The sequence below is a fragment of the Thermomonas sp. genome (assembly GCF_025993755.1).
GTDB lineage: Bacteria > Pseudomonadota > Gammaproteobacteria > Xanthomonadales > Xanthomonadaceae > Thermomonas.
In genome coordinates, this window is the sequence record NZ_JAMQHN010000036.1 from 1 (window position 1) to 12,538 (window position 12,538).

Below are 12,538 nucleotides of genomic sequence, written 5' to 3' on the forward strand. Positions count from 1 at the left end.
AGGCTGAAATCGATGTAGCCGCGGTTGAGGTACCACGCGGTCAGGCGCTCGATGTCGCCGGAGAGTTTCTCGCGCGAGTACTGGTCGTCGCGCTTGTACCAGCTGGCCCAGTTGGTGGTATGGGATTCCCAACCATCGGTGATGTCTCCGGTCGGGAAACTGTCGTTGCCGATCAGGTTGATGTGGCGGATCCGCGCCGCCTTGCCTTCCTTGATGGTGATGGTCAGGTTGACGCGGTTGCGGTCCAGCCGTTCCATCGACGGGGTGATCTCGACGTTGTACTTGCCGCGGTTGTTGTACTGGCGGTTGAGTTCCTGGGTGACGCGGTCGAGGTTGAGCGGGTTGAAGGTGTCGCCCTCGGTCAGGCCGATGTCCTTGAGGCCCTTGAGCAGATCCTCGGTCTTGATGTCCTTGTTGCCGACCAGGGTCAGCCGGTTGATCGCCGGACGTTCGGACACGGTGACCACCAGGATGTTGCCCTGGCGATCCAGACGCACGTCCTCGAAGAATCCCGTCTTGTACAGGGCGCGCAGCGCTTCTGCGGCCTTGCCCTGGTCCAGGGTGTCCCCGCGCTCGACCGGCAGATAGGTGAACACAGTGCCGGCGCCGATCCGCTGCAGGCCGTCGATGCGGATGTCGTTCACCGTGAACGGAGTGAACGCCGACTGGGCCCAGGCCGGAAGCGACAGCGCCGAGGCCAGTGCGATGGCCAGAAGGCGGCGGGATGGGGCTCGGGTCATGCGAAACATCCTGTAGGTGGTGCTGCAAAAACGGGAACCCCACTTGAGGGCAGGGCAGGAAGGTGGCTCACGACACCAGGTGCAGGATGTCGTTGTAGAAGGCCAAGCCCATCAGTCCTGCGATCAGCGCAAGACCGACGTACTGGCCCACGGCTTGTGCGCGATCGCCCAGGGGGCGACCGGCGACCAGCTCGATAAGGTAATACAGCAGGTGACCTCCGTCCAAGACCGGGATGGGCAGGAGGTTCAGCAAACCGAGGCTGACCGAGAGCAGGGCGAGGAATTCCAGGAACCAGGCGGGGCCGCGCGCCGCGAAGTCGTTGGCCGCGCGGGCGATGGTCAGAGGCCCGGAAACGGTGTTCTCCACCGCGACCCGGCCCCGAAAGGCGCGGGCGATCATCTCGACGATCTGCCGGCTCTGGAACAGGGTTTCGCGGGTGGCGGCCGGGATCGCCGCCAGTGCGCCCAGGCGCAGCACCGCATCGTGCGGCGCCTCCTCGGCGGCGTCGGCGGCGGTGATGCCAAGGATCCAGCGCGAATGGCCAGAATCGTCGGTGAAACGCTGCGGCGCCAGCGGCAGCGCGAGCCGTTGGCCGTCGCGCTCGACTTCGACCATTCCGTGACCACCGTCCTCGCCCAGGCGCGTCACCAGCGGGGCGATGTCCTCGAAACTGGCCACAGGCTGGGCATCGATCGCGGTGATCCGGTCGCCTTCGGCCAGCACGCCCCAGGCCGGACTGCCCTCGCGGATGCTGCCGACCACGGCGGGCAGCAGCAGGTGCCGTGGAATCAGCCCGATGTCGATCAGCGCGCGGGTTTCGTCGCGTCCTGCCGGCAGGTTCTGCAGCGCCAGCACGCGGGTGGTTTCCTGCCCGTCCGGCTTGCGCACGCCCAGCGTCACCGGCTTGTGGTCGAGGGCGGCGATCGACAGCGCGATTCCCAACTCGCTCCAGGTCGGGGTCGCGCGGTCTCCGACCTCCGTGATGACGTCCCCCGGCTGCAGATCGGCGCTGGCGGCGATGCCCTGGGCGTGTCCGACCACCGGCGCGTAATCCGGCCGACCGATCACCAGCATCGCCCACAGCAGCCCGAAGGCCAGCAGCAGGTTGGCCAGCGGACCGGCAATGGCAATTGCCATTCGCTGCAGGACCGGCTTGCGGTTGAACGCCTGCGCCAGCTCGTTGGGGGCGACGTCGCCCTCGCGTTCGTCGAGCATGCGCACGTAGCCGCCCAGCGGGATCGCGGCGATCACGTATTCGGTGCCGTCCTTGCCGAGCCAGGTCCACAGCGGCTTGCCGAAGCCCACCGAGAACCGCAGGACTTTCACCCCGAAGCGGCGGGCGACCCAGAAATGGCCGTATTCGTGGAAGGTGACCAGCACCCCGAGGGCGACCAGCAGCCACCAGACCGAGCCGAAGAATTCGTTCATGGTCGTTTGCGTTCCTCGATCCGCGCCCGCGCCGTCGCGCGCGCCGCCCGGTCGGCGTCGAACAGGACGTCCAGCGAATCCGCGGGGCTGTGGGGCAGGGCGTCCAGGGTGGCGGCAACCGTGTCGGGGATATCCAGAAAACCGATCTCGCCCTGAAGGAAGGCTGAAACGGCTTCCTCGTTGGCGGCGTTGAGGATGGCCGGGGCGGTGCCGCCGGATGCCAACGCCGCGGTGGCCAGCCCCAGGCAGGGAAAGGATTCCAGGTCGGGCGGCTCGAAATCCAGCCGGCCGCCCTGCGCGAGCAGATCCAGCGGCGGAACGCCCGAAGCGATGCGGCGCGGCCAGGCCAGCCCGACCGCCAACGCGGTGCGCATGTCGGGCAGGCCCAGTTGGGCCAGGGTGCTGCCGTCGCTGAAGTCCACCATCGAATGCACCAACGATTGCGGGTGCACCAGCACGCGGATGCGTTCGGCCGGAACGTGGAACAGGTGGTGCGCCTCGATGACTTCGAGGCCCTTGTTCATCAGGGTGGCCGAATCGACCGAAATCTTCGGCCCCATCGACCATCTCGGGTGCGCCACGGCCTGCGCCGGCGTGACGGCGGCGAGGGCGTTGCGGCCCCAGCCGCGGAACGGCCCGCCCGAGGCGGTCAGGGTGAGGCGCAGCGGCTTGGCCTCGCCGCCGGCCAGACACTGGAAGATCGCGTTGTGCTCGCTGTCGATCGGGATCACTTCGGATCCGATCGAGTGCACCTCGCGCATCAGCAGTTCGCCGGCCAGCACCAGCGATTCCTTGTTGGCCAGCAGCAGGCGCTTGCCGGCGCGCGCGGCGGCCAGGGTCGAGGGCAGGCCGGCGGCGCCGACGATCGCGGCGACCACGGTATTGCAGGACGGACTGGCGGCGAGACTGGCGATGCTGTCGGCGCCGGCGTGGGCCTGGGTGGGCAATCCGGCCTCGCGCAGGCCGTCGCGCAGGCGCGGATACAGGCGATCGTCGCCGATCGCCGCATGCTCCGGCGCGTGGATGCGGCACAGCGCCAGCAGTTCCTCGACCCGGGTTCCAGCGGCCAGCACGGTCGCCCGCAGTGCGTCCGGATGCCGCGCCACCACGTCCAGCGCGGAGGTTCCGATCGAGCCCGTGGCTCCGAGAATGGCGATCCTGCGCATGCCTAGAACCCGAACCAGGCCTTGCCGATGGCGAACACCGGCAGCGCCGCCAGCAGGCTGTCGACCCGGTCGAGAATGCCGCCGTGGCCGGGGATCAGGGTGCCCGAATCCTTGACCCCGCTGTGGCGCTTGAGCAGGCTCTCGAACAGGTCTCCGACGACGGAAAACGCGACCGTCGCCAGCGCAACGCCAATCACCGCCGGCATTTTCTGCGTCGGGACATGCAACAGCTGGGCGCCTGCGACCGCGACGATGGCGGACAGGGCGAAACCGCCGAGCAGGCCTTCGATGGTCTTGTTCGGGCTGACCCTTGGCGCCAGCTTGCGCCCGCCGAACCAGCGCCCGCCGAAACGCCGGCCAGCGAAATAGGCGCCGCTGTCGGCGGACCAGACCAGCAGCAGCGAGAGCAGCAGCCAGAACGGGCCGTTGGGCGCCTGCCGATGGATCAAGGCCAGCGCGCACCAGGCGGGAACCACCGCGGCAGTGCCGGCGATCAGCTTGAAGACGCGGGCATTGCCGCTGGTTCCGGAGGCGAAGTCGTAGTGCAGCAGCCACAGCAGCGCCAGCAGCCACCACGCGACGCCGAGCACCGCGATCGCCTCGAACAGGGGAAGCGCGCTGGTCTGCGCCGAGCGCGAACCCCAGACCAGCGCCACCATCAGCGCCAGATTGCAGGCCAGCAGGACGTAGCGAGCGAGGCTGTCCTCGATCTCCACCAGCCGGGTCCACTCCCACAGCGCCAGCAGGCACAGCAGGGCGCTGAGCAGCATCAGCCAGGCGGTGGGGAGCAGCAAGACCGCGGCGATTGCCGCCGGAGCCATCACCAGCGCCGCCAGCACCCGTGTCCTGGTCATGCCGTCTTCCCCTTGCCCATGGCGCGGATTTGCTCGCCGGTCAGCCCGAAACGGCGCTCGCGCGCCGCATAGTCGTCCAGTGCCTTGTGCAGCAGCGCCGCGTCGACGTCCGGCCAGAGCGCCTCGGTGAACCACAGCTCGGTGTAGGCGAGCTGCCAGAGCAGGAAATTGCTGATCCGCAGCTCGCCGCCGGTGCGAATGAACAGGTCGGGCGCGGGCAGGTCGGCCAGCGCCATCCGCGACGCCAGCGCCGCCTCGTCGATCTGTCCGGGAAGCAGCCGACCCTCCGCGACCTCCTGCGCCAGCGCGCGCGCCGCGCGCGCGATGTCCTGACGGCCGCCGTAGCTGGCGGCCACGTTCAGTTGCAGGCGGAAATTGGCCTGGGTCAGGGTTTCGGCGGCCGCCATCCGGCTGCGCAGGCCTTCGGAGAAGCGTTCGCGCTCGCCAATGAAGCGCAGCCGCACGCCGAGCCGGTGCAACTCATCGACTTCGCGCTCCAGCGCGCCGAGGAACAATTTCATCAGCCCGCTGACTTCGTCTTCCGGGCGATCCCAGTTTTCGCTGGAAAAGGCGAACAGGGTCAACGCGCCGACGCCGCGCTGCAGGCAGAACTCCACGCAGCGCTTGACCGCGCGTGAACCGGCGCGATGGCCGATGATCCGCGGCCTGCGCCGCGCCTGCGCCCAGCGCCCATTGCCGTCCATGATGATGGCGATATGCCGTGGCACCGCAGGGTTCCCGGCGCAGGTGTCGGAAACGCCGGACAGCGGAGCTCCCTGCGCGGCATGAGCGTCAGTCAAGGAAACGCTCCAATCGGAACCCGGGCTGCGGCGCTTTCACGAATCGTCGGTCTCGAATCGGGGTCGTTCAGACCGCCATCAACTCGACTTCCTTGGCCTTGACCACCTCGTCAACGTCCTTGATCGCGGCGTCGGTGATTTTCTGGATCTCGGCCTCGGCGCGGGCGCTCTCGTCTTCGGAAATCTGCTTTTCCTTCAGCAGTTCCTTGACCTGATGGTTGGCGTCGCGGCGGATGTTGCGGATCGCCACCTTGGCGTCCTCGCCCTCGCCGTGCACGACCTTGGTGAGGTCGCGGCGACGCTCCTCCGTCAGTGCAGGGATGTTGAGGCGTATCGTGGTGCCGGCGGTGTTCGGGGTCAGGCCGAGATCGGAGGCGAGGATCGCCTTTTCGACCGCGCCGACCATCTGCTTTTCCCACGGCACGATCATGATCGTGCGGGCGTCCGAGACCGAGACGCTGGCGACCTGCGACAGCGGCATGTCCGAGCCGTAGTAGTTGACCTTGATGCTGTCCACCAGGCCGGTGTTGGCGCGCCCGGTGCGCACCTTGACGAGGTTGTGGCGCAGCGTTTCGATGCTTTTGGCCATGCGGGCCTGGGCGTCTTTCTTGATCTCGTTGAGCATGGCCGCAATCTCCGGGAGGTGTCGTGCGTCGGGGTGGCGCAGACTATGGACTGTCGTGCGATCGGCTGATCCGGTACCAAGGGCCGGGTTGCGCCGGCGCCTTCAGTCCCAGCAATGCGTGTGGAACGACGTTTGGCGTCGTCCCGAATCGGGCATTATAAGCGGCTCGAACGGCGATCTCAGCGCCCGCCGACCAGGGTGCCGATCTGCTCGCCGTGGAGGATGCGCAGCAGTACGCCGGACCGGGCCATGTCGAAGATCCGCAGCGGCAAGCCGGCGTCGCGGCACAGCGCAAAGGCGGCGGTGTCCATCACCTTCAGGTCGCGCTTGATGACCTCGTCGTAGCTGAGCTGGTCCAGCTTCACGGCGTCGGCATGCCGGGCCGGGTCCTTGTCGTAGACGCCGTCGACCTTGGTGGCCTTCAGCAGCAGGTCGGCGCCGATCTCGATCGCGCGCAGCGCGGCGCCGGAATCGGTGGTGAAGAAGGGATTGCCGGTGCCGGCGGCGAAGATGGTGATCCGGCCCTTTTCGAGATGGCGCACGGCGCGGCGGCGGATGTAGTCCTCGCAGACATCGTTGATCTTGAGCGCGCTCATCACCCGGCACTTGGCGCCGAGCTTCTCCAGCGCGTCCTGCATCGCCAGCGCGTTGATCACCGTGGCCAGCATGCCCATCTGGTCGCCGGTCACGCGATCCATGCCGCCGGCGGCCAGCCCCGCGCCGCGGAAGATGTTGCCGCCACCGATCACCAGCGCGATTTCGGCGCCGGCGTCATGCGCCTCGATCACCTCGCGCGCAATCCGTCCCAGCACCTTGGGGTCGATGCCGTAGTCCTCGTCGCCCATCAGCGCCTCGCCGGACAGTTTCAGGAGGACGCGGCGATAGGCGAGTTCAGGCATGGCGGGCTCCGGCGGCGAGGACGCGCAATTCTAACGGAAAGGCGCTGGCGGCTGGCCGTCGCGTGCGCCGCGACGACCGGCGTGGCGTGCGTCAGGCGGCCGGATGCAGCCAGTACCAGAGCACAAAGCCGCTGACCAGCGCCAGCAGCGCCAGGGGGTACAGGCTGGCGCGGTCGAACAGCCGCGCCGCGCCGCGGCCTTCATGGGAACGGAACAGGCGGAAGCCCGGGATCAGCAGCAGGACCGCGCCGATTGCCAGCATCGCCAATTGGAACGGCAGACCCAGCGGCAGCGGCGAGGCCAGCGGCAGGAACCAGCCCAGCGCGAGGGTAGCCAGCAGCGCAATGAGCACCACGGTGCCGGCGATCCGCTCGCCGAACACCAGCGGGATGGTGCGCGCGCCGACCCGGCGGTCTTCCTCGACGTCGTTCCAGTCGGCCGGCACGTTCTGGCCGCCGATTTCCCACGCCATCAGCCAGGCCACCATCAGCGCCAGCAGGGCCGGGTCGGGGCGCGGCACCACCGCCAGCACCGCGGCGACCGGACCGAGCGATTTCACCAGCCCGCTGACGATCACCCGCCAATGGCTGACCTTGAACAGCTTGCAGTAGAGCGCTTCCAGCACCGGCGCGGCCAGCACCACCGCCACCAGCAGCGGGTTGAGCCACCAGGCGCCGACCAGCGCGATCAGATACCAACCGGTGAACCAGAGGATGCCGGCGCGCAGGCTGAGCTTGCCCTGCGCGATCGGATAGCGCAGGTCCGAGGCCTCGACCGAATAGCCGGGATTGGGGCCGGCGCCGGCGAATTTCTCGCGGTCCACCTCGACCCCGATCAGATCGTTGAGCGCATACAGCGCGGTGTAGCCGGCCAGCGCGGTCAGCAGCGCGACCAGCAGCACCGGCCAGCTTGGGAAGTGGCCGAGCCAGAGCAGGGCGGCGAAGCCCGGCATGGCGATGTCGAGCACGCCGTGGGTGGAGCGCGAGAGGGCGAGGAATTTGCGCATGCGGCTCAGGCCCGCTTCACGTAGCTCATCATGTAGTTCACGTCGAGCTTGCCTTCGGCGACCTTGAAGGTCTTGCGGAGCGGGTTGTACATCAGGCTGGCGCAGCGCACGAAGGTCAGGCCGCTGGCCTCCGACCAGCTGCGCAGCTCGGCCGGACGGATCAACTTGGCGTAGTCGTGGGTGTCGCGCGGCAGGATGCGCAGGATGTACTCGCCGCCGACGATGGCGAACAGCCAGCCCTTGAAGGTGCGATTGATGGTGGAAAAGATCACGTGGCCGCCGGGCTTGAGCAGGCGCGCGCAGGCGTCGACGATGGCCGCCGGGTCGGGGACGTGTTCGAGCATTTCCAGGCAGGTGACGACATCGAAGGTGCCAGCTTCCTTCTCGACCAGTTCCTCGACCGTCTGCAGCCGGTAGTCGATCGAAAGCCCGCTCTTGGCGGCGTGCTGGCGGGCGATTTCCAGCGTCATTTCCGATTGGTCGATGCCGATCACGTCGGCGCCGGCCTTGGCCAGGGTCTCGGTCAGGATGCCGCCGCCGCAGCCGACGTCGACCGCCCTGGCGCCGCGGATCTCCGGCACGTGGTCGAAGGTGAACCGGCTGCGCAGCGGGTTGATGACGTGCAGCATCCCCATCTTGCCGGTGGGGTCCCACCACAGCTGGGCGACGCGGTCGAACTTGCTGACTTCCTGGCTATCGACGTTCGAGGGTTGGTTCATCGTGGGCCTTGAGGTGGGCGTGGAGGGCCGGGATCGCGGCGTCGAGCTCGCGCGGCCGGATGTCGTCGAGGAACACGCACTCGCCGATCGCGGACGGCACCGGGACGCGCTGGCGGCCGTTGCGGTGCTCGATGCGGTCGCGCAGGGATTGCCACATCAGATCGGCATCGAGCAGGCCGGGATCGGGCGCCAGCCCGAGCCGCTCGACCAGCGCGAAGACGCGCTCGGCGTCGGCGTCGGCCAGCAGGCCACGGCGCTTCGCAAGCACGGTCGATACCAGCACGTCGAGCAGGACCGCCTCGCCGTGCAGCAGGTGCTGCTCGTGGCGGGTTTCCAGCCCGTAGCTGAAGCTGTGGCCGAAATCGACCTTGCGCGCCAGTTCGTCCTCGTGCAGGTTCGGCTCCAGCTCGGCCAGCATGCCGCCGATGGCGGCATCGAGGATGGCGTCGCCGCGTGCGTCCTGGAAGGCGGTGGCGATGCCGTGGGCGCCGTCGCGTTCGAGCAGCGCGAACAGGTGCGCATCGCAGACCACCGCGAGCTTGACGATCTCGCACACGCCGTTGCGCAGGTGGCGCGCGGGCAGGGTGGTGAGGAAGCGCTTGTCCAGCAACACCGCAGCGGGCGGCTCGAAGCTGCCGAGGCGGTTCTTGTTGCCGTTGAAGTTGATCCCGGCCTTGATCCCGAGCGCGGCGTCGATGTAGCCCATCAGGGTGGTGGGCACCTTGACGTGCGGGATGCCGCGCCGGTAGGTGGCGGCGACGAAGGCCACCACATCGGTCAGCACGCCGCCGCCGATGGCGATGATCGGCTCGTCGCGGCGGTGGATCGGGAAAACGTCGAGCTCGCGCAGGATGTCCTGGTAGATCTCGATGTTCTTGTGTTCCTCGCCGCCGGGGAACACCACCACGCGGGCGTCGATGCCGTTGTGCGCGAACCAGCCGCGGATCGCCGCGCCGTGCAGGCGCGCCACGTTGCCGTCCACCACCACGAACCGGCGTCCGCCGGCGTGGCGGCCGAACCGCAGCAGCGTCCCGTTGTCGGCGTCGAACAAGTCCGGCGTCTTGATGACGTCATAGCCGATCGGGCGCTGCGTGCGCACCTGCCAGCGGTCGTTGCCGACGTTCATGCAGCGTCCAGCCAGTGTTCGCGGCGCGCCAGGATTTCCCGCGCCACGCGCTGGGCGTCGCCGAGGCTGTGGTTGCGCCAGTTGCCGCACTGTTCGACGTTGGCGTAGGGCACCGCAGCGGCGGTCTGCATCTCTTCGAGGATGTGCGCCAGCGTTGCGCACAGCAGGTCGGCGCGCCCCTCGTTCTGGAAGCCGAGGTAGAAACCGGTCTGGCAGCCCATGATGCCGACCGAGACGAAGTGTTCCGGCAGCAGCCGGCCGAAGCCTTCCAGCAGGAAGTGTTCGACCGAATGCAGCTCGGTCGAGGTCAGGAAATCGTCGGCGTTGGGGCGGCGGATGCGCAGGTCCACGCAGAAGAACGCGTCGCCGTGCTCGCCGAGGCGCGCCGAGCGCAGCTTGACGCTGGGCGCCTTGAGCCGGCGGTGGTCGAGTTCGCCCACCAGTTCGGTGGGCCAACCCAGTGAGGCGACGTCGATCATGGGCCCGCTCAACGCCCGCCCGTGATCGCAGCCAGATGCCGGTAGCTGTCGTCCAGCGCCTTCTGCCAGCCTTCGACGTGGTGGTACAGCTCGACCGAACCGTAGCCCTTGAAGCCGCCTTCCTCCAGCGCCCGGAAGCTGCCGGCCAGATCCAGCGTGCCTTCGCCCGGGATTTCGTGGAAGTGGACGATGCCGGTGAGCGTGTTGGCCACCATCTTGTCCACCAGCGGCGGAGTCTTCACCCCGCGCAGGTAGCCGCAGATCGGCCGCGCGCGCTCCAGCACGTCGTAGCTCAGGCCCGGCATCGAAATCAGGTAGGTGAAGATCTCGTCGTCCAGCGGCGAGCTGCCGGCGTACAGGCTGGAATAGTCCACCACCCGCAAATCCTTGTGAATGCCGGCGCGCTGCATCAGGGTTTCGATGCGCTTCGTGCGCGCGGCGCTGGGCGCCTGCTCGCGGAAGTGGATGGGGTGATTGCGGTCCAGCAGCAGGAAGTCGGCGGTGTCCGGGAAATGCACCAGCACGCTGGCGAAATCGAGATCCGGCGCCAGATCGTCGCGGTCGTGGACGATCTTGAGGTTGTAGCCTTCCTGTGCGTCGGAAATGTGCAGGTAGCGCGCCTGCGGCGCCGCCTTGCGCAGCGCGTCGACGTAGTTCTTTTCCGAACAATAGGCGTGGCAGATGTCGATGTGCAGCTTGAACTTGGGCGAATTCACCGCGTCCAGCAGCGCCAGCCCCTGTTCCAGGGTCTCGATGTGCATCCCCGGCTCGGGCTCGATCAGCAGGGTGATGTCCTCGTCGTCACGGATCTCGCGCAGGCATTCGTGGATGGAATCGACCAGCAGTGCGCTCGGATCCACCTCCGGATGAGCGACGTGGTCGTCGCGAATGAAGCCGCTGCCGAAGGTGACGAGGTTGACGCCCAGCTTGCGCGCCACGTGGATGCCGCGCTTGACCAGGTCGATCCGGCGCATGCGCGCGGCCTTTTCCAGCGCCATCAGCGAGGGCTCGTGCGGACGGTGCGGGTCGAAGAAGTGCGAGGCGGTGGCCACGCAGCAGGCCTTGACCCGGCGCGCGTCGAGGCGCTGCTTGACCGCGTCCAGATACGCATCGTCCACGTTGAACGGGTTGAACTGGTCGCGATGGAACGAAATCTCGATCCCGTCATAGCCGGCGCGGTCCACCGCGTCGATGGCGTCGAGGAAATCGAGATTGGTCAGGCCGAAGGTGCTGTAGCTGAGCTGGATCGCGGACATGGCGAACTCTGTCTGTGACATTCCATTTTATACGGTCGCGCCGTGGGGTGCGATTCACACAGGGGTCATGGCGGCTTGCTGTCGACTTCGGAATGAAATGGCATGACGGTCGAACCCGGTGTTTGCTGCGGGGCCTGATGCGGCCCGTCGCGCCGGCCCGGGATGCGCTAAAGTCGCGTCTGGATGTTGCAGTGCGCCATCGGGCGCGTCATTCCGGCGTTGGATGCCTCCTTTTGAACACCTTCGGCCACCTGCTGCGCGTCACCACCTTTGGCGAGTCGCACGGGCCGGCGATCGGCTGCGTGCTCGACGGCTGCCCGCCCGGAATCGCCATTGCGCCGGAGGATTTCGCCCACGACCTGGCACGCCGCGCCACAGGCAAGACCCGCCACACCTCGGCACGCCACGAGGCGGATGCGGTGGAAATCCTGTCCGGCGTATATGAAGGGCGCACGACCGGTACCCCGATTGCCCTGCTGATCCGCAACACCGACGCCCGCAGCCGGGACTATGCGGCGATCGCCGCGCAGTTCCGCCCCGGCCACGCCGACTACACCTATTGGCAGAAATACGGGATCCGCGACCCGCGCGGCGGCGGCCGCGCCTCGGCGCGCGAGACCACGGTGCGGGTGGCTGCGGCGGTGATCGCCAAGAAGTGGTTGGCCGAGCGCGGCGTCACGGTGCGCGGGCATCTGGCGCAAATCGGCGGGATCGTGCCGCGCACGCATGACTGGGATGCAGTCGAGGCCAATCCGTTCTTCTGGCCCTGCGCCGAGCAGGTGCCGGAGTTGGAAGCCTTCATGGACGCCCTGCGCAAATCCGGCGATTCGGTGGGCGCGAAGGTCGTGGCAGTGGCCGACGGCGTGCCGCCGGGCTGGGGCGAGCCGATCTACGGCAAGCTCGACGGCGAGCTGGCGGCGGCGATGCTGTCGATCAACGCGGCCAAGGGCGTGGAGATCGGCGACGGTTTTGCCAGCGTGGCGCAGCGCGGCAGCCAGCACCGCGACGCGATGACGCCGGGCGGCTTCCTGAGCAATCACGCCGGCGGCATCCTCGGCGGCATCTCCACCGGTCAGCAGGTGTCGGTGTCGGTCGCCTTCAAGCCGACCTCCAGCCTGCGGTTGCCGGTGCCGGGCGTGGATCGGGACGGGAACGCCGTGGACGTGGTGACGATCGGCCGCCACGACCCCTGCGTCGGCATCCGCGCCACCCCCATCTGCGAGGCCATGCTGGCGCTGGTGCTGATGGACCAGGCGCTGCGGCATCGCGCGCAATGTGGCGATGTCGGGCCGGTATTTCCGCAGGTTCCGCCTGAAGCGGCAAAATGAAGCATTCCGTTGCGCCGGCGACTGCCGCCGGGCGCTCGCAACGCGGCCGCGAAGGCCGTTTCGCGAACCGCCCGCCGGTCATGCCGTCGCGTTCCACCTGATCCTCGAGGA

The 12,538-nt window shown here is 68.0% G+C and carries 13 protein-coding genes; 1 reads left to right on the forward strand and 12 read right to left on the reverse strand.

Going from position 1 to position 12,538, the window contains the following annotated elements; all coding sequences use genetic code 11:
• The 12 genes from Q0X16_RS02785 to Q0X16_RS02840 all read right to left on the reverse strand — a co-directional run.
• Positions 1-740: POTRA domain-containing protein (locus Q0X16_RS02785; RefSeq protein ID WP_297830394.1), on the reverse strand; the 740-nt coding region annotated here is incomplete at its 3' end.
• A gap of 67 nt (positions 741-807) precedes the next feature.
• A complete protein-coding gene (rseP, locus tag Q0X16_RS02790) occupies positions 808-2,169 on the reverse strand; it encodes an RIP metalloprotease RseP (RefSeq protein ID WP_297830396.1) in 1,362 nt (453 codons plus the stop codon).
• Positions 2,166-3,335, reverse strand: a complete 1,170-nt coding sequence (gene dxr, locus Q0X16_RS02795; RefSeq protein WP_297830398.1) for a 1-deoxy-D-xylulose-5-phosphate reductoisomerase — start codon at positions 3,333-3,335, stop codon at positions 2,166-2,168. Before dxr ends, rseP begins: the two co-directional genes overlap by 4 nt.
• A gap of 2 nt (positions 3,336-3,337) precedes the next feature.
• Positions 3,338-4,189 (reverse strand): phosphatidate cytidylyltransferase, encoded by an 852-nt coding sequence (locus Q0X16_RS02800; RefSeq protein ID WP_297830400.1) that lies wholly within the window; start codon positions 4,187-4,189, stop codon positions 3,338-3,340.
• Positions 4,186-4,917 carry a polyprenyl diphosphate synthase gene (gene uppS, locus Q0X16_RS02805; RefSeq protein ID WP_297830418.1) on the reverse strand — a complete coding sequence of 244 codons (732 nt, stop codon included), beginning with the start codon at positions 4,915-4,917 and terminating at the stop codon, positions 4,186-4,188. The genes Q0X16_RS02800 and uppS overlap by 4 nt, the downstream gene beginning before the upstream one ends.
• 139 nt (positions 4,918-5,056) lie before the next feature.
• Positions 5,057-5,614, reverse strand: a complete 558-nt coding sequence (frr, locus tag Q0X16_RS02810) for a ribosome recycling factor (protein WP_297830402.1) — start codon at positions 5,612-5,614, stop codon at positions 5,057-5,059.
• A 179-nt stretch (positions 5,615-5,793) separates the two neighbouring features.
• The gene (pyrH, locus tag Q0X16_RS02815; protein WP_297830404.1) at positions 5,794-6,513 is read right to left on the reverse strand and encodes a UMP kinase; all 720 of its coding nucleotides are present in this window, start codon (positions 6,511-6,513) and stop codon (positions 5,794-5,796) included.
• A 91-nt stretch (positions 6,514-6,604) separates the two neighbouring features.
• Positions 6,605-7,519 (reverse strand): UbiA family prenyltransferase, encoded by a 915-nt coding sequence (locus tag Q0X16_RS02820; protein WP_297830406.1) that lies wholly within the window; start codon positions 7,517-7,519, stop codon positions 6,605-6,607.
• 5 nt (positions 7,520-7,524) lie between these two features.
• Positions 7,525-8,238, reverse strand: a complete 714-nt coding sequence (gene ubiG / locus Q0X16_RS02825; protein ID WP_297830408.1) for a bifunctional 2-polyprenyl-6-hydroxyphenol methylase/3-demethylubiquinol 3-O-methyltransferase UbiG — start codon at positions 8,236-8,238, stop codon at positions 7,525-7,527.
• On the reverse strand, positions 8,213-9,364 hold the full coding sequence (locus Q0X16_RS02830) for a sedoheptulose 7-phosphate cyclase (RefSeq protein ID WP_297830410.1): 1,152 nt from the start codon (positions 9,362-9,364) through the stop codon (positions 8,213-8,215). Before Q0X16_RS02830 ends, ubiG begins: the two co-directional genes overlap by 26 nt.
• Positions 9,361-9,843, reverse strand: coding sequence for an S-ribosylhomocysteine lyase (locus Q0X16_RS02835; RefSeq protein ID WP_297830412.1), 483 nt, complete (start codon positions 9,841-9,843; stop codon positions 9,361-9,363). Before Q0X16_RS02835 ends, Q0X16_RS02830 begins: the two co-directional genes overlap by 4 nt.
• An 8-nt stretch (positions 9,844-9,851) precedes the next feature.
• On the reverse strand, positions 9,852-11,099 hold the full coding sequence (locus Q0X16_RS02840; RefSeq protein WP_297830414.1) for a sugar phosphate isomerase/epimerase: 1,248 nt from the start codon (positions 11,097-11,099) through the stop codon (positions 9,852-9,854).
• 191 nt (positions 11,100-11,290) lie between these two features.
• On the opposite strand from Q0X16_RS02840, the gene aroC reads away from it, so the two are divergent.
• Positions 11,291-12,427: a chorismate synthase gene (gene aroC, locus Q0X16_RS02845; RefSeq protein ID WP_297830415.1), complete on the forward strand. Its 1,137-nt coding sequence runs from the start codon at positions 11,291-11,293 to the stop codon at positions 12,425-12,427.
• Positions 12,428-12,538 lie beyond the last annotated feature (111 nt).